Annotated in this window: 15 protein-coding genes and 1 tRNA gene; 10 read left to right on the plus strand and 6 right to left on the minus strand. The window is 51.4% G+C overall.

Going from position 1 to position 15,729, the window contains the following annotated elements:
- Positions 1-41: 41 nt before the first annotated feature.
- Both P1U47_RS01365 and P1U47_RS01370 read left to right on the plus strand, forming a co-directional pair.
- Positions 42-920 carry an NAD(P)-dependent oxidoreductase gene (locus P1U47_RS01365; protein ID WP_301026870.1) on the plus strand — a complete coding sequence of 293 codons (879 nt, stop codon included), beginning with the start codon at positions 42-44 and terminating at the stop codon, positions 918-920.
- Positions 921-934: 14 nt separating this feature from the next.
- Positions 935-2,236, plus strand: coding sequence for a M18 family aminopeptidase (locus P1U47_RS01370; RefSeq protein WP_301026720.1), 1,302 nt, complete (start codon positions 935-937; stop codon positions 2,234-2,236).
- Between the two features lie 49 nt (positions 2,237-2,285).
- Here the strand turns inward: P1U47_RS01370 and P1U47_RS01375 are convergent, their stop codons facing one another.
- Complete coding sequence (locus P1U47_RS01375; protein ID WP_301026721.1) at positions 2,286-3,077, minus strand: enoyl-CoA hydratase-related protein; 792 nt, start codon at positions 3,075-3,077, stop codon at positions 2,286-2,288.
- Positions 3,078-3,190: 113 nt separating this feature from the next.
- Here P1U47_RS01375 and P1U47_RS01380 point away from each other — a divergent pair, with 113 nt between their 5' ends.
- Together P1U47_RS01380 and P1U47_RS01385 are read left to right on the plus strand one after the other, a co-directional pair.
- Positions 3,191-4,312 carry a DUF3524 domain-containing protein gene (locus P1U47_RS01380; protein ID WP_301026722.1) on the plus strand — a complete coding sequence of 374 codons (1,122 nt, stop codon included), beginning with the start codon at positions 3,191-3,193 and terminating at the stop codon, positions 4,310-4,312.
- Positions 4,313-4,439: 127 nt separating this feature from the next.
- Positions 4,440-5,447, plus strand: coding sequence for a tryptophan--tRNA ligase (locus P1U47_RS01385; protein WP_301026723.1), 1,008 nt, complete (start codon positions 4,440-4,442; stop codon positions 5,445-5,447).
- A 32-nt stretch (positions 5,448-5,479) separates the two neighbouring features.
- Here P1U47_RS01385 and P1U47_RS01390 read toward each other — a convergent pair whose 3' ends face one another.
- The 3 genes from P1U47_RS01390 to P1U47_RS01400 all read right to left on the minus strand — a co-directional run bounded on the left by P1U47_RS01390 (position 5,480) and on the right by P1U47_RS01400 (position 8,354).
- Positions 5,480-5,773: a hypothetical protein gene (locus tag P1U47_RS01390; RefSeq protein WP_301026724.1), complete on the minus strand. Its 294-nt coding sequence runs from the start codon at positions 5,771-5,773 to the stop codon at positions 5,480-5,482.
- 135 nt (positions 5,774-5,908) lie between these two features.
- Positions 5,909-7,957 carry a TonB-dependent receptor gene (locus P1U47_RS01395; RefSeq protein WP_301026725.1) on the minus strand — a complete coding sequence of 683 codons (2,049 nt, stop codon included), beginning with the start codon at positions 7,955-7,957 and terminating at the stop codon, positions 5,909-5,911.
- Between the two features lie 312 nt (positions 7,958-8,269).
- Positions 8,270-8,354 (minus strand) — tRNA-Leu (locus P1U47_RS01400).
- Between the two features lie 168 nt (positions 8,355-8,522).
- Between P1U47_RS01400 and queA the strand changes: the two genes are divergently transcribed.
- From queA to P1U47_RS01425, 5 genes are all read left to right on the plus strand, one after another.
- A complete protein-coding gene (gene queA, locus P1U47_RS01405) occupies positions 8,523-9,590 on the plus strand; it encodes a tRNA preQ1(34) S-adenosylmethionine ribosyltransferase-isomerase QueA (protein ID WP_301026872.1) in 1,068 nt (355 codons plus the stop codon).
- Positions 9,587-10,762, plus strand: coding sequence for a tRNA guanosine(34) transglycosylase Tgt (tgt, locus tag P1U47_RS01410; RefSeq protein ID WP_301026726.1), 1,176 nt, complete (start codon positions 9,587-9,589; stop codon positions 10,760-10,762). The genes queA and tgt overlap by 4 nt, the downstream gene beginning before the upstream one ends.
- Positions 10,755-11,066 (plus strand): NGG1p interacting factor NIF3, encoded by a 312-nt coding sequence (locus P1U47_RS01415; RefSeq protein WP_301026873.1) that lies wholly within the window; start codon positions 10,755-10,757, stop codon positions 11,064-11,066. Before tgt ends, P1U47_RS01415 begins: the two co-directional genes overlap by 8 nt.
- 68 nt (positions 11,067-11,134) lie before the next feature.
- The gene (locus P1U47_RS01420; RefSeq protein WP_301026727.1) at positions 11,135-11,671 is read left to right on the plus strand and encodes a gamma carbonic anhydrase family protein; all 537 of its coding nucleotides are present in this window, start codon (positions 11,135-11,137) and stop codon (positions 11,669-11,671) included.
- Complete coding sequence (locus P1U47_RS01425; protein ID WP_366943097.1) at positions 11,668-11,862, plus strand: DUF1289 domain-containing protein; 195 nt, start codon at positions 11,668-11,670, stop codon at positions 11,860-11,862. The genes P1U47_RS01420 and P1U47_RS01425 overlap by 4 nt, the downstream gene beginning before the upstream one ends.
- A 12-nt stretch (positions 11,863-11,874) precedes the next feature.
- Here the strand turns inward: P1U47_RS01425 and P1U47_RS01430 are convergent, their stop codons facing one another.
- Positions 11,875-13,143, minus strand: coding sequence for an HlyC/CorC family transporter (locus P1U47_RS01430; protein WP_301026728.1), 1,269 nt, complete (start codon positions 13,141-13,143; stop codon positions 11,875-11,877).
- Between the two features lie 84 nt (positions 13,144-13,227).
- A complete protein-coding gene (gene ccsA, locus P1U47_RS01435) occupies positions 13,228-14,013 on the minus strand; it encodes a cytochrome c biogenesis protein CcsA (RefSeq protein ID WP_301026729.1) in 786 nt (261 codons plus the stop codon).
- 212 nt (positions 14,014-14,225) lie between these two features.
- Here ccsA and ffh point away from each other — a divergent pair, with 212 nt between their 5' ends.
- Positions 14,226-15,599, plus strand: coding sequence for a signal recognition particle protein (ffh, locus tag P1U47_RS01440; RefSeq protein WP_301026730.1), 1,374 nt, complete (start codon positions 14,226-14,228; stop codon positions 15,597-15,599).
- The last annotated feature ends 130 nt before the right edge of the window (positions 15,600-15,729 follow it).

Consider the following 15,729-nt stretch of genomic DNA (forward strand, 5'->3'; position numbering starts at 1 on the left):
AATTATATAATTCGGAGTTCATAGCCTTGGAGACTCAAACAATGCAGGTGTGTTTTATTGGCTTGGGGGCAATGGGCTATCCCATGGCCGGTCATTTGCAAGAGAAGGGTTTCGCGCTGTCGGTATACAACCGAAGTGGAGCCAAGGCTGCGCAGTGGTCTGAACAATATGGGCGTGGGGCCAGCGACAGTCTGGCTGCGGCCGTGGCGGGCGTTGAGGTGGTTGCGCTGTGTCTTGGCGCCGACGAGGATGTGCGCGAAGTATTAACAGGGCCGCAGGGTGTGTTTGCACTTATGCCTGTGGGTGGCGTTATCGTTGATCACACCACTACCTCGGCTGCATTAGCGCGCGAGATGGCGGTTTTAGCCGCTGACTACGGTCATTCTTTTATTGATGCACCGGTATCTGGTGGTCAAGCTGGCGCCGTCAACGGTCGCTTAACGGTTATGGCGGGTGGTGATGCCAGTGCGTTTGCGCGGGTAGAGACGGTTTTGGCCGCGTATGCCGCGCGTTACCAGCTGCTCGGCCCAGCGGGCTCTGGGCAGCTGGCTAAAATGGTCAATCAAATTTGTATTGCGGGATTAGTTCAGGGCTTGGCCGAAGGTATGCATTTTGGCGCTCAGGCGGGGCTAGATATGGCGGCGGTCGTCGATGTGATTGGCGCAGGCGCTGCGCAGTCGTGGCAAATGGATAATCGCGCTAAAACCATGTTGGCGGGTGAATTTGATTTTGGTTTTGCGGTGGATTGGATGCGCAAAGACTTGGGTTATGTGCTCGACGAAGCGCGTCAGCGCAAACTTAGTTTGCCTGTTACGGCACTTGTAGATCAGTTTTATGCGCAGGTACAGAATCTGAATGGCGGCCGCTATGACACCTCCAGTTTATTATTGGCTTTACAGCAGGGCGCAAAAAAGGCGTAAAAGGGTTAGTTTAGATGAGTGATATGCAAAAATTTAATGACGGTTTATTGTCATTTCTAGATCAAAGCCCAACTCCATTTCATGCTGTTGATACGATGCTAAAGCGCTTGCGGGCAGCTGGTTTTGAAGTATTGGACGAGCGCGAAGAGTGGAAGTTAAAGCCTGGTGGTCGTTATTTTGTGGTGCGTAATGGGTCCTCGGTCGTTGCATTTTGCTGCGGGCAGAGCAATTTGCAGCAGCGCGGCTGGCGCATGGTCGGCGCACATACCGACAGCCCCAATCTTAAGGTAAAGCCGAATCCGGAGTTGCATCGTCACGGTTACTTTCAAGTTGGCGTGGAAGTGTACGGCGGCGCTTTACTTAATCCTTGGTTTGATCGAGATCTTGGTTTGGCGGGTCGTGTAAATTACGAAAATGCCAAGGGTGAATTGTGCAGTTGCCTGCTCAATATTACGCGTCCTGTGGGGCTGATTCCGAGTTTGGCGATTCATCTAGATCGCGAGGCGAATAATAGCCATGCCGTGAATCCCCAAAAAGATTTACCTGTTGTGTTGTTGCAGAGTGCAGATAAAGAAGATTTCCGCGCACTTATTGCCACCGAGCTTGCCACGCAAGGTTTTGCAGACGTTGCTAAAGTATTGGATTACGAATTAAGTTTTTACGACTGTCAGCAGGCGGCCTTGGTGGGGTGGAATGGCGACTTTATTGCCAGCGCGCGTTTGGATAATTTGCTGTCATGCTTTGTTGGCTTGCAAGCGCTGTTAAATAGCGATGCCAATAGCCACACGGTATTAGTTTGCAATGACCATGAAGAGGTAGGTAGCCAGTCGGCGGTCGGGGCGCAGGGCCCAATGTTAGAGTCGGTGCTGCGACGCATTGCGGGTGATGAAGTTAGCTGGCAGCGGACAATGGCCAATTCCATGATGATTTCTGCGGATAACGCCCACGGTATCCACCCCAATTTCAGTGACCGCCACGATGCCAATCACGGTCCGCTTCTTAACGCGGGGCCGGTAATTAAAAACAATGTAAATCAGCGTTACGCAACTAACAGCGGAACCAGCTCGCTATTTCGCCGCTTGTGTGGCGATGCAGCGGTACCAGTGCAGAGCTTTGTGGTGCGCAGCGATATGGCCTGTGGCAGCACCGTGGGACCACTGACGGCGGCGGCGATTGGGGTTAAAACCTTGGACGTTGGCGTGCCGACTTTTGCGATGCACTCGATTCGCGAATTGGCGGGCAGTCAGGATGCGTATAATTTGGCTAAGGTATTGACGGCGTATTATGGCCTAGAGAGCGCAGATACCGGCGATTGAGCGGTGCTTACTGAGAGCTCGGCCGCCAGTATCAGTTGGTCGCGCAGCCTTAGTCGCGATTGAAGTCGGCTTTGCGTTTTTCGACGAAGGCGTTGAGACCTTCTTTGCCTTGGCTGCTGCCAACCGCTTTGGCAATGCCGCGGCTTTCTAATTCCAGCTGAGTCTCTAAGGTATTACTGTAGCTCGACAGCAGTAAAGATTTGATTTCACCGTGGGCAATGCTCGGACCTGCCGCCATTTTCCGAGCGAGGGCGTCGGCTTCTGCGGCGAGCTCATCGGCACTGAGGACTTTGGTGAGTAGGCCCCAGTCCAACGCCTCGGCAGCGCTCAGTACACGGTTGGTCAGCATCAGTTCTTGCGCGCGGCGTAGGCCAACAAGGCGGGGGAGGAAATGGGTAGAGCCGCCGTCGGGGCTGGCGCCGATGCCAGTGTAGGCCATGGTGAATTTGGCGGTGTCAGCAGCAAGCACTAAGTCGCCGGAAATAGCCAAACTAAAGCCCGCGCCGGCGGCAGTGCCGTTAACGGCGACAATCAGCGGCGCTGACATTCTGGCAAAACGCGCGTTTGCAGAGTGTAGATAAGCGGTTATTTCTTTGATGTATAAGCCAACATCATCGCCGGCTTGATGGAAACTCATCACATCGCCGCCAGCGCAGAACATTTTGCCACTGGCGGTAAGGATCACAGCACGAATATCTTTGTCTTCGTCGCAGCGCATTGCGGCCAGCATTAGCTCGCGAGTCATTTCTATGTTTAGGCTATTGGCTGCATCGGGGCGGTTTAGGGTGATTTTGGCGACGCCGTCGGCCTGTTCCCACAGCAGGGTATTATAATCGTGCATAATTAGATCTCTGTACTAATGGAAATTGCTGCCAAGAGAGTAATAGAGGCCAGTGCTAGGGTCAATTTGCTTTATTGGTCACTGTCTTATTTGTTAAGGAGTAGAGCCGCTTGATGCGGGTTTTAGTTTTATCGGCCTATCATGCCGACAGTCATCGCAGCTGGCTCAATGGCTTAATGCGCCATATGCCCGATGTGGAATGGACGGTACTCACCTTGCCGCCGCGGTATTTTAGCTGGCGAGTTCGCGGCAATAGTTTGTCGTGGGCTATGTTAAATCGCAATACCTTGGCGGCGGATTATGATCTGGTTTTGGCAACGTCGATGACTGATTTATCGGCGCTGCGTGGACTGGTACCAGAGATTTGCCGCTGGCCAACCCTAGTGTATTTTCACGAAAATCAATTTGCTTATCCGGCAAGTGAGCAGCAGCGCGACTGGCTTGAGCCGCAAATGTTAAATATATACACCGCCTTAGCTGCCGACAAAGTGGTATTTAACAGCGACTATAATCGTCAAACTCTGCTCGATGGCAGTGATCAGCTATTGGCAAAGCTTCCCGATTTTGTACCGCGCGAGCAAGTTCGCGCACAGCTAGCACAGGCGCTGGTGTTACCGGTGGGTATTGAGCCCCTAGCCGAGCCTAGGCAAGTTCGTGTCAGTGGCGACAGGCTTAAAGTGTTGTGGAATCATCGCTGGGAATACGATAAAGGCCCAAGCCGCTTGCTAGCGCTTGTGATGGAGTGCGACAAGCAAGGCTTGGCCATCGATTTTTACTTTGCCGGCCAGCAGTTTCGCCAGCGTCCGCCAGAATTTGAAGAAATTAAAGAGTGCGTGGAAAACAGTGCGTGCTTAGCCTTAAAACAATTTGGTTTTGTCGCTGATGGGAACCGCTACCAAGATTTACTGGGTTCCTGCGATGTGGTTTTGTCGACGGCGATACACGATTTTCAAGGTTTGGCGGTTTTGCAGGCAGTGGCGGCGGGCTGTGTACCCTTGGTGCCGGATCGCTTGTGCTATCCCCAGTGGTTTGCCGAGGACTATCGCTATTTAAATAGCGAGGGTGATGGCGCAGACGCAATTGTCTTGGAAGCGCGGGGGGCAGTGAAAAAATTGGGGCAGTTACTGAGTTGGAAAACTCGTGGCGAACTACCGCTGGTTGATGTGTCGGGGCTAACGTGGCCGGTGTTAATTCCGGCTTATCGGCAATTGCTGCAAAATATGCTGCCCACCTAGCGTACAGAAAGCCGAGTGTAGCCGCTGGGCGCTCCTCTCGGTGACATGCTGGCGGTGAGTCAGTATCATAAGCAGCTTTTATATATAGGGCGAGGCTGCCCTGAATTAAAATACATAGGATATTATTATGGGCAAGCAGCGGGTACTTACCGGCATCACTACCACCGGCACACCGCATTTAGGCAATTACGTGGGGGCTATTCAACCGGCGATTGCCGAGAGCCAGCGCGGTGAATACGACGCGTTTTTCTTTCTTGCTGATTATCACGCCTTAATTAAAAGCCATGACCCCACTGTGGTTCATCAGTCTAGCCGTGAAATTGCCGCAACTTGGTTGGCTTTGGGCTTGGATACCGATGCCACCACCTTTTACCGCCAGTCTGATGTGCCAGAGATCACTGAGCTGAGTTGGATCCTAACCTGCGTGTGCGCCAAGGGGCTGATGAACCGCTCTCATGCGTATAAAGCCGCAGTGCAGGACAATGAGCAGAAGGGTGAAGACGCCGACTTCGGTGTTACTATGGGGTTGTTCAGTTACCCAATTTTAATGGCCGCCGATATTTTAACGTTTAATGCCAGCAAGGTGCCGGTGGGCCGCGATCAGATTCAGCATATCGAAATGGCGCGGGACATGGCGCAGCGCTTTAATCATTTTTACGGTGAAACCTTTGTGTTGCCAGAGGCCGTGGTTGGTGAAGATGCCGCTGTGCTCAGCGGTTTAGACGGTCGTAAAATGAGTAAAAGCTACGGCAATACCATCCCATTATTTTTGCCAGAAAAGAAACTGCAAAAGCATATTAATAAGATCAAAACCAATTTATTGGAGCCTGGCGAGCCCAAAGATCCTGATAGTTCAACCGTGTTTGAGATTTGGCAAGCTTTTGCCAATCCTGAGCAAGTAGCGGAAATGCGCCAAAAATTTGCCGATGGCATTGCCTGGGGACAGGCCAAAAAAGAATTGTTTGAATTGATTAACTCCCATGTGGCGCCTGCTCGTGAGCGTTATGAAACATTGCTACTGGATAGCAGCTTGCTTGAAGCAGAACTGCAAAAGGGCGCCCAAAAGGCGAGGGCGCATGCGGCGCCAATGCTGGCTAAAGTGCGTAAGGCGGTTGGTCTAGCGGCATTTTCATGATGCAGAACTAGACTGTGCAGATATACAAACGCTTAAAATGAGGCGTCAAAAGATAAGCCGGCGGGGCTGAGGCTGAATACTAGCTTGTTACCTTTGCGAAACTGCAATTGTGCCGGCTGGGTGTCGAACTTAAATTTTGTTTCAATTTTTTTTGCCGCCGGCCAAGGGCTGGTGTCTGCGGTTTTTTCACTGCCATTAAAGTGTAAAGCGGCCCACATGGTCGTCAGCGAGCTTAGTTTGCCTTTTGTGGCTCGTTCGGCGTGTGCGAATTGCGCGCTGCCAAAAGATAGAGCGAAGGCGAGTATGACAAGGCTGCTTAAACTCATTGCACAATCTCAGTTTGCCAGTGAATCTTTAATATAACGGCTTAATTAAGTCGTTATATAGGGAGACTGCATAGCTGTGATTAAGATCACACAAAAAGTGTATTTACGGCCCGAACGGGCCGTATTTAGAGTGTTTTAAAAGTCTAAACCCAGTTCAAGGTAGGCTGCTCGGGGTTCGCCAACAAAGTAACGGTAGTTACCAAAGGCATAATCTGCGCGTTCGGCGTAATCTTCGTCACTTACGTTGTTAATTCGCAGTACGGAGTACAGTTGCTGGCTTAACTGCTGGCGCCAACGGAGATTGCCAAGGGTGTGGCCTGGGTAGCGGTAGAGATTGTCGCCGTCTAGGTAGTATCTGCCTTGATACTGCACTTCAAATTCAACAGTGCTGTTGGCGAAGGGCTGCCAGCGCAGGCGGGTGCTTGCTAGTTGACGGGGAGCGGTATCGAGCTCATTGCCTTCTGGTGCAAGCGCATCGTTGCCGTACTGGTGTTTGCTGTAGCTGGCTTGTAGTTGCCATTGCAGGCTGGGGCTGAGCTGCCAGTTAAAATCAGCTTCAATACCGCGGTCTAGGGTTTTGCCATTATTGATATTGCGGCGGTTGCTGTCTTGAATAATAACATCGTCTTTCTGCATCCAATACATGGCTACGCGGTAACTCAAGGTGGGCCACGTGCCTCTAAAACCAGCCTCTACGCTATTAAGTGATTCTTCGTCTAGCTCTGCACTGAGTTGCTGGGCCTGCAAGCGATATAACTCTGCGGCTTGGGGTGCGCGGAAGCCGTGGCTGGCATTGGCGAGAAGGTCAGTGTTGGCGCTGATGCTTTGAATGAGGCCAAGGTTAAATGAGCTGTTGCGAAAGCGTTGCTTGTCGTCAATTGGCCGTGCGTAGCGACAGGTGCCAGACGGACAGGCACTGCCATCGGCGGCGGTATTGCCGCTCAGCATATTGTTCTGGTAATCGTAGAATTGAATGTCGTAACGCGCACCAAAATTAATTTTGGTGCGCTCTGCTGCCTGCCAATCGCCGCCAATAAACCACGCGCTGTATAAGGCATCTACATCGTAGTCGTACTGCTGGCCGGTGGGGAAGGAGGCAAAGCTGGCCTGCGCTTGGGATTGCTCAAGATAGGCCTTAGTCACCTCCATGTCGAAGCCGTTGTAGAGCGTGACGTTTTCACTGTAATTTTGATAAAAAGCGGTTTGCACCCCCACGCTGCGCTCACCATTTTCCTCTAGAGGAGTGCCTGGCAGGAAATGCTGTAAAAATTCCATCTCAGTAGCGCGAAAATAAGGGGTTACAACAAAGCGTGAATCTTTGTCGCCTTCGCGCTCAAAGCGGCTGTAAAAGCGCAGGCTCTTACTGTTGCGAAAGGCTTCGGGGTTAGGATTTTCGCGTTTGCGGCTGTTGTCTTGGTAGGCGTCTTTGCCAATTAAATAACCAGCGGTTTCTTGATTTAAGTTGCTGGCGGCTAGCAGCGATTGAATAGACCAGATATCCCCATGGTAGTCATGGCGGACATTGAGTTTTTGTTGATCAAAGCCCGAATCATCTTTATAGCCACCGTCGTGATTGCCTTGCGCGCTCAGACGGTAGCCGTGTTTGCCGCTGGTGTCGCTGTGGCTGAACTTTACGCGGCCGTATTCATGAGGACCGCCCTCAAGGGATAAATGGGTTTCTGGCTCAGTGCTAGGCGCTGCGCTAATCACGTTGATAACGCCATTTAAAGCATTTGAACCGTGAACTGCAGTGCCTGGGCCGCGAATAACTTCGATGCGTTCGGCTTGCTCAGCGTTAACATCAAAGAGCCCGTTTACATTGCAAAAGCCGGGGGCGCGCAGCGGAATACCGTCTTCAGCAAAATAAAAGGCACCGCAGCTGCCGGTGCCGGTAAGTACTGCTGAGCGAATCGCGGTGAGGTGTTCCTGGCCGTTACCGCGACTAATCCACACGCCGGGCGTTTGGCTGAGAATTTCACTAATGTGGGTGTGGCCCATATTATCGATGTCTTGCTTGTCGATAATACTGATCGCCAAACTCTGCTCTTTAAGTTGCTTTTCAACGCGGTTGGCGGTAACCGATACAAGTTCCGGTTTAGCTTTTGCCGCTGGTTCTGTGGCAAAACTAACGCTAGCAAATGTGCTGAGCGCTAATACTAAAAAAGGTGTAGGTTTAGTAGTCATTCGAAAGCCTGTCCTGTAGCTGCTGCGCTAGTGTTTTTATCGTGCGTAAAAGCAACGTTTGCGAGTTATGTCGGGAAATATCACAATTGCACTCGCCGCGAGTGTGTTGATATCGAGCGCTCTGCGCTTCTAAAACTGCCGACTTGCGGCGGAATTGGTGCGCAAGAGTGTAATAGCAGTGGGCCGTATTGAAAAGTGTTGGTGTGTTATTGGCAAGTAATTAAATTTAGTGACAAGAGACTGAGGCGGTTTTTCCGATTGGAAAACCTTGCCTTGGGGGCTGATATTTAAAATATCGAGGTGTTCTAAAGATGGTACCAGTGGGCGGACTCGAACCGCCACTCCCGAAGGAACCAGATTTTGAATCTAGCGTGTCTACCAATTTCACCACACTGGCATGTGATTGGGGCGCGATTATAGCAAGCTTTTTCGTGGCGTCAATCGACCATTACAGTTTTCTTAATATATCTCGAAATACAGGGCTTATTTACTGAAATTTGGTCGGCGGTGGAGTCCATCGCCAATTTCCGCTAATCTTGCGCCCTTTCTATTGAATACCGACATTATGCAGCGCAGCGATTTCCATTTTGAGCTTCCTGAAGCACTCATTGCCTATCATCCCATGCCTGAGCGTGACGGCAGTCGTTTATTGGTGCTCGGCAGTGATGGGCAGTGTGAACACCAGCAATTTAAGTCTTTGCCAGATTATCTTCGCGCTGGGGATTTGCTGGTCTTTAATAACACCCGTGTTATTCCCGCGCGTTTATTTGCCTGCAAAGAAAGTGGCGGACGGGTTGAGATTTTAATTGAGCGGATTGTTGATGAGCGGCGCGCCTTGGCGCATGTGCGGGCGAGTAAGGCGCCGAAGGCGGGTGCGAAGTTGCTGTTGGCCGCTAACAATGAAGCGCCAGCAGGCAGCGATGTGGTTGCCGTGCAAGGCCGTCAAGACGCGTTATTTGAACTGGAGTTTGCCGAGCCAATACTGGCGGTTTTAAATCGCTTGGGCCATATGCCTCTGCCTCCCTATATAGAGCGGGAAGATGCCGCTGAAGATCGCGAGCGCTATCAGACCGTTTACGCTAGTCGCGATGGCGCCGTTGCTGCACCTACCGCCGGTCTGCATTTTACCGAAGCCTTGATCCAGCAGTGTGTTGATAAAGGGGTCGAGATTGCGTTCGTGACTCTTCATGTTGGTGCCGGTACGTTTCAGCCGGTGCGGGCCGATGATATTCGCGATCATCAGATGCACGCCGAATATATTGAAGTGGATGAGGCCGTTTGTAAGCAGGTTCGAGCGACGCGCGCGCGAGGCGGCAGAGTTGTGGCGGTGGGCACGACCAGTGTGCGCAGCTTAGAGTCAGCTTCGCAGTCAGGCGAGATCGCCGCGTTTGCGGGTGACAGTCGAATTTTTATCTACCCAGGCTATCGTTTTAAAAGTGTTGATTTAATGATTACCAATTTCCACCTGCCAGAGTCAACGCTGATTATGTTGGTTAGTGCGTTTGCTGGGCAGCAGGCGGTACTGGCCGCGTATGATGAGGCTGTGCAGCAGCAGTACCGATTTTTTAGCTATGGCGATGCCATGCTGGTGTACCCCGCCTGCGACGCCGCGACAACAGGAAGCAAAGTATGAGCGAGTGCCGGATGAAGTTTGAGCTAGATACCACCGATGGTCTGGCGCGGCGAGGACGTTTGGATTTTCCGAGGGGTGTGGTCGAAACCCCAGCGTTTATGCCAGTGGGTACCTACGGTACGGTAAAAGGCATGTTGCCGCGGGATATCCATGAGATCGGTGCCGATATTATTTTGGGCAATACCTTTCATCTTAGTTTGCGACCAGGTACCGAGGTGGTAAAAGCGCACGGTAGCCTGCACGATTTTATCGGCTGGAAGGGGCCAATACTAACCGATTCCGGCGGCTTTCAGGTGTGGAGCTTGGGCAAGTTGCGCAAGATCACTGAAGCTGGCGTGTCGTTCAAATCGCCAGTCGACGGCAGTAGTGTTTATCTTGATCCGGAAACCTCGATGCAGATTCAGCGCGATTTGGGTTCTGATATTGTGATGATTTTTGATGAGTGCACACCGTACCCTGCAACCGAGGCCGAGGCGCGCACTTCAATGGAGTTGTCACTGCGTTGGGGCGCACGCAGTAAGGCCGCGCACGCAGGCAATGACGCGGCGCTGTTCGGAATAATACAGGGCGGCATGTACCCTGAGCTGCGCAGGGAATCCCTCGCGGGTTTGGCTGAGGTGGGTTTTGACGGTTATGCCATTGGTGGCCTGTCAGTTGGCGAGCCCAAAGATGAAATGCTGAAGGTATTGGACTCCCTTGCCGATCATTTGCCCACTGACAAGCCGCGCTACTTAATGGGCGTGGGCAAACCTTCGGATATTCTCGAAGCCGTTATGCGCGGCGTGGATATGTTTGACTGCGTAATGCCGACCCGCAACGCACGCAATGGTCATTTGTTTACCTCTACTGGGGTAATTAAAATTCGCAATGCGGCGCATAAAAGCAGCACCGCGCCACTGGATGCGAACTGCGATTGCTATACTTGCCAAAACTTCAGTCGCGCTTATTTACACCATTTGGATAAGTGCAAGGAGATACTCGGTGCGCAATTGAACACCATTCATAATTTACGCTATTACCAAAATCACATGGCGGCGATTCGCCTCGCGATCGAAGAAGGGCGTTTAGCGCAATTTGCGGCGGAGTATTACGCTAGCCAAGAGGTGCGGCCCGACCAAGCTGAGCAGGTCGTTGGGGTTCAGGCAGGTACTGATGATGAGCCCAATGCTTAAATTGGTGTTTTTTGTGCCGGCTAGCCACCTCGATGAGGTGAAGCAAGCGGTATTTGCGGCAGGTGCTGGCCAGCAGGGCAATTACGAGCACTGTTGCTGGCAGGTGTTGGGGCAGGGCCAGTTTCGGCCGATGGACGGCAGTTCGCCCTTTTTAGGCGAGCAGGGGTGCCTTGAGTCTGTTGCTGAGTACCGGGTGGAAACCCTTTGTGCGGCCGCCAGCGCCAGAGCAGTAAAGGCGGCGCTGGTGGCGGCGCACCCTTATGAAGAGCCTGCTTATGAGTTTTCTGCGCTGGTGGCAATCTAAGTTGAGTTTTGTCACTTGCGCGTCGGTGTTAAGCTGCTATTGGGCTGGCGAAAATGAAAGGAATAGCAATGTTATATGAACTGGGTGAGCGCCGAGTGCGACTAGAGGGTGGTGGCCATTTTGTCGCTGACAATGCCACTGTTATTGGTTCGGTGGTGCTCAAAGACGAGGCCAGCATCTGGTTTAATGTAGTCATTCGCGGCGATGTAGATCAGATTGTGGTCGGGGCGCGCAGCAATATTCAGGATGGCTCTGTGCTGCATGTCGACGGCGGTTTTCCAATGCATATTGGCGACGATGTCACGGTGGGACATAAAGTTATGTTGCACGGCTGTACGATTGGCGACGGTAGCTTGATCGGTATTAATTCGGTGATTTTAAACGGCGCCAAAATTGGTAAGGGCTGCTTAATTGGCGCAAATTCGCTGGTTACCGAAGGTGCAGTTATTCCCGATGGTGCCTTGGTTATGGGGGCGCCAGCGAAGGTTAAGCGCTTGTTGACAGGCGAAGAGCAGGCGGCATTGATCCTCTCCGCAGCGCATTACGTGGAGAACGGTCAGCGCTTTAATGCTGATTTACGTCCACAAGCGACGCCAGAAAAATGAGTGTCGAAATTAAAGAGAAGCCGGTCGCCTCACCCTGTGTGTCGGTGTGTGCGCTGGATGAAGAAGACATCTGCATGGGCTGCTATCGGAGCTTACGCGAGATTGGCGATTGGTCTGAGTTAAATAATGCTGCTAAGCGCGAGGTGATTGTGCTTGCTAATCAGCGTTGTCGCGCTAGGTACGGTAGCTAAGCGTGTTTTGCCTTAGTGGCGCGCTTTGGGTTTAACGTAAGCGCGTACCGATTGAATAAGATTGCCCTTCATTTCGATAATTTCAAAGCGGTAGCGGCCGATAGACACGCCAACTGATGCCTCGGGAAAGGACTCTAACTTCTCAAGCAGTAAACCATTGAGGGTCTTGGGGCCATCGGTGGGCAGCTCCCATTTCATGCTTTTATTTATATCGCGAATAGTCGTGGTGCCATCAACCAAATAGCTGCCGTCGGGCTGGTGAATAATGTCTTCGGTGTCGGTGCTGAGGTTGGATGTGAACTCGCCGACAATCTCTTCAAGCAAGTCTTCTAAGGTCACAATTCCCTGCATAACCCCGTACTCGTCAACAACAATGCCGAGCCGGCGTTTCTGTTTCTGAAAATTAAATAGCTGGGTGTTGAGTGGTGTGCCTTCGGGTATGAAATAGGGGTCGCGCACCGATTGCAGTAGGGCATCGCGCTGCACGCGGCCCTGCTCGTCGACGCTGTTGATAATGTCGCGCTGGTGCAAAATGCCAACGATATTGTCGATGTCATTTTGGTAAACGGGAATGCGGGTGAATTCGGCGTCGCGCAATTTTCGAATAATGGCGTCGGTATTGGCATCAATATCGATGCCAAATACTTCATTGCGAGGAATCATAATATCGTCGACGGTGATCTGTTCCAGATCGAGGATGTTCATCAACATCCCTTTGTGGTGCTTGGGTATGAGGTGGCCGGCCTCGCCAACGATGGTGCGTAATTCCTCTAGGCCAATATGTTCTGAGCCGTCATTCTTCTCAATGCGGGTCAGGCGCAACACAAAGTGGGTGACATGGCTGACCAGCCAAATCACCGGAAACAATAAGGTTTTTAGCGGCAGCAAGATATGGCTGACGGTGTAGGCTACGGCTTCGGATTTGTAGGCGGCGATGGTCTTGGGGATGATCTCGGCGAATATTAAAAACACCAAAGTCAGCAATATTGAAGCTGGTACCACGGCGTTGTCGCCGTACATGCGAATGGCAACAATAGTGGCAATAGAGGCGGCCAGATTGTTAACCAGATTATTGCCGATCAGAATGGTGCTGATTAGGCTATCGGGTTCTTCAAGCAGTTTGGAGGCGCGCTTGGCGCCGCGATGGCCTGATTTGGCACGATGACGCAGGCGATATCTGTTGAGGGACATCATTCCGGTTTCGGAGCCGGAAAAGAATCCGGACAGAATGATCAGTGCAGCTAATATGCCAAAGAGAAGACCCAGCGGTGCCTCGTTCAAAAAGCCCAGAACCCCTTAATATGAAATGAGTGCCAATCTTGAAGAAAAATGTGGGGCACGACAAGCGTAATCTCTGCTTCGGTATTAATGAATGATTAGCGAGAGCGCAATTTTGGTGCCAAGGTAGCCTAGCAATAGGCAGGCAAAGGCCCATAGCGTCCAGCGTATGGCGATATTGCCGCGCCAACCAAGGGCGGCGCGACCCCATAATAAAATTGCCAGCAACACCCAAGATAAAACCGAAAACACCGTTTTGTGCAGCAGATGCTGGGCGAGAATATCGTCTACATAGATTGCGCCGGTAACTATAGCCAAACTCAGTAGAATAAATCCCGCCCAAATTAATTCAAACAGCATGGCTTCCATGGTTTGCAGGGGCGGTAAAATACTGGGTAAGCCTTTTAAGCGGTGGTCGCGGAGCATTCTATTTTGCAGGGCGAGCACAATGGCTTGCACGGCGGCAATTGTGAGCATGCTATAGGCGAGTATCGACAGCAGGATATGGCTTAATACCCCAAGGGTTTGGTGATCTAGTAATTGTTGTTTGCTTGGCACCAGTAATTCTGCGGTTAAGCTAATTGCGGCGAGGGGGTAGAGCGCAATCAATAAATTGTGCAGTGGCCTGCGCAGGCTGGCGCTGAGGGTGATAACGCAAATAAGCCAAGTAATGAGGGATAAAACTTGTATAACACCTAGGTCCATTCCTGCCGTGGTCGAGATGGCGGTAAACGCAGCCACGGCATGGCTCAGCGTGGCAAGTAAACCTGGCGCCAGGCTGCGGTAGCTGATTGGCGAATTAATTGAGCGGTATTGAATACTCGCGGCAACAAGATAGAGCGTAATGGCTGCGATGCTGCTGTATAGATTCATAGGTTCGGTATGGCCAATATGTCGTTGATGTGTGCACTGAGCGTTGGGTCTGTCTTGAGACTCGGTTATACTGCTGCGCTATCGTGTAAAGCCTGCGTATTTCTAGGTGCACAAGTGAATAGGATTGTAAGCGGGTTCACGCAAGAATGTCGACTCGAACCGCGATTTCCTTATGCTACCGGCAGAATCTAAGAGATTGAGAGAGTTTAAGCATGTTTGAGAATTTAACGGAACGCTTATCGCAAACCCTGCGCCATGTTACTGGGCAGGCGCGCTTGACCGATGACAATATTAGCGAGGCCATGCGCGACGTGCGAATGGCGCTGCTAGAAGCAGATGTTGCGCTGCCGGTAGTAAAAGATTTTGTTGAAGCGGTGCGCAGCCGCGCTGTGGGCCAGGAGGTGAGTAAAAGCCTAAGCCCCGGCCAGATGTTTATTAAGATCGTTCAGCAAGAGCTGGAGCAGATTATGGGGCTTAAGAATGAAGCCCTTAATTTAGCGACCCAGCCGCCGGCGGTTATTTTGATGGCGGGTTTACAGGGCGCGGGTAAAACCACTTCGGTCGCGAAATTAGCTAAATTCTTGCAAGAAAAGCACAAGAAGAAAGTGATGGTGGTCAGTGTCGATGTCTATCGCCCTGCTGCAATTAAACAGCTAGAAACCTTGGCGACTGATGTTGGTGCGGGCTTTTTTCCGAGCAACAATGAGCAGAAGCCGGTTACTATTGCGCAGGCGGCCATTGCCGAAGCCAAGCTGCGTTTTTACGACGTGCTTATTGTTGATACCGCTGGTCGTCTGCATATCGACACCGACATGATGACCGAGATCAAAGATCTTCATGCTGCGATAAAGCCGGTGGAAACCTTGTTTGTGGTCGATGCCATGACCGGCCAAGACGCTGCCAATACCGCCAAGGCCTTTGGCGAGGCGTTGCCGCTCACAGGGGTTATTCTGACCAAGGCGGATGCTGATAGCCGGGGTGGCGCGGCATTGTCGGTGCGCCATATTACCGGTAAGCCAATTAAATTTATGGGGGTCGGCGAAAAAATCGATGCCCTCGACCCTTTCTACCCAGATCGTATTGCTTCGCGCATCCTTGGTATGGGCGATATTCTGTCGTTAATCGATGAGGCAGAATCGAAGCTCGACAAAGATAAAGCCGAGAAACTGGCCAAGAAGCTTAAGAAAGGCAAGAAGTTTGATCTGGAAGATCTTCGCGACCAGCTCCAGCAAATGCAAAATATGGGCGGCATGAAAGGGTTGCTCGATAAATTGCCGGGCATGGGCAATATGGCGCAAATGGCTCAAAGCCAAATGGATACCAAAATGTTTACCCGCATGGAGGCCATTATCAACTCGATGACCCCAGCGGAGCGTCGCAATCCGGATTTACTTAATGGTTCGCGCAAGCGTCGTATTACCGTTGGCTCAGGTACTGAGATTCAGGATTTGAACCGATTGCTTAAGCAGCACAAACAAATGGCCAAGATGATGAAAAAAATGGGCCAGAAGGGTGGTATGACTAATATGATGCGAGGCATGGGTGGAATGATGCCGCCTGGCGGTGGTCGTTTTCCAGGAATGTAATTTGTCTTGTGGAGTTTGAATTGTTCGCTGCGGTTGGTTTTGATTTAAAACTGGTCGCTTAGCGTTTCTATATTCCACTTTGTAAAAGTAGTTTAACATCTTGAAATAATTATATTTTTTTGGTTTTTAT

The sequence above is a fragment of the Zhongshania sp. genome (assembly GCF_029212375.1).
Taxonomy (GTDB): Bacteria; Pseudomonadota; Gammaproteobacteria; order Pseudomonadales; family Spongiibacteraceae; genus Spongiibacter.

Coding starts and splice junctions, on each gene's coding strand:
- P1U47_RS01365 (WP_301026870.1), top strand. CDS start 42: ATGCAGGTGTGTTTTATTGGCTTGGGGGCAATGGGCTATCCCATGGCC.
- P1U47_RS01370 (WP_301026720.1), top strand. CDS start 935: ATGAGTGATATGCAAAAATTTAATGACGGTTTATTGTCATTTCTAGAT.
- P1U47_RS01375 (WP_301026721.1), bottom strand. CDS start 3,077: ATGCACGATTATAATACCCTGCTGTGGGAACAGGCCGACGGCGTCGCC.
- P1U47_RS01380 (WP_301026722.1), top strand. CDS start 3,191: ATGCGGGTTTTAGTTTTATCGGCCTATCATGCCGACAGTCATCGCAGC.
- P1U47_RS01385 (WP_301026723.1), top strand. CDS start 4,440: ATGGGCAAGCAGCGGGTACTTACCGGCATCACTACCACCGGCACACCG.
- P1U47_RS01390 (WP_301026724.1), bottom strand. CDS start 5,773: ATGAGTTTAAGCAGCCTTGTCATACTCGCCTTCGCTCTATCTTTTGGC.
- P1U47_RS01395 (WP_301026725.1), bottom strand. CDS start 7,957: ATGACTACTAAACCTACACCTTTTTTAGTATTAGCGCTCAGCACATTT.
- queA (WP_301026872.1), top strand. CDS start 8,523: ATGCAGCGCAGCGATTTCCATTTTGAGCTTCCTGAAGCACTCATTGCC.
- tgt (WP_301026726.1), top strand. CDS start 9,587: ATGAGCGAGTGCCGGATGAAGTTTGAGCTAGATACCACCGATGGTCTG.
- P1U47_RS01415 (WP_301026873.1), top strand. CDS start 10,755: ATGCTTAAATTGGTGTTTTTTGTGCCGGCTAGCCACCTCGATGAGGTG.
- P1U47_RS01420 (WP_301026727.1), top strand. CDS start 11,135: ATGTTATATGAACTGGGTGAGCGCCGAGTGCGACTAGAGGGTGGTGGC.
- P1U47_RS01425 (WP_366943097.1), top strand. CDS start 11,668: ATGAGTGTCGAAATTAAAGAGAAGCCGGTCGCCTCACCCTGTGTGTCG.
- ccsA (WP_301026729.1), bottom strand. CDS start 14,013: ATGAATCTATACAGCAGCATCGCAGCCATTACGCTCTATCTTGTTGCC.
- ffh (WP_301026730.1), top strand. CDS start 14,226: ATGTTTGAGAATTTAACGGAACGCTTATCGCAAACCCTGCGCCATGTT.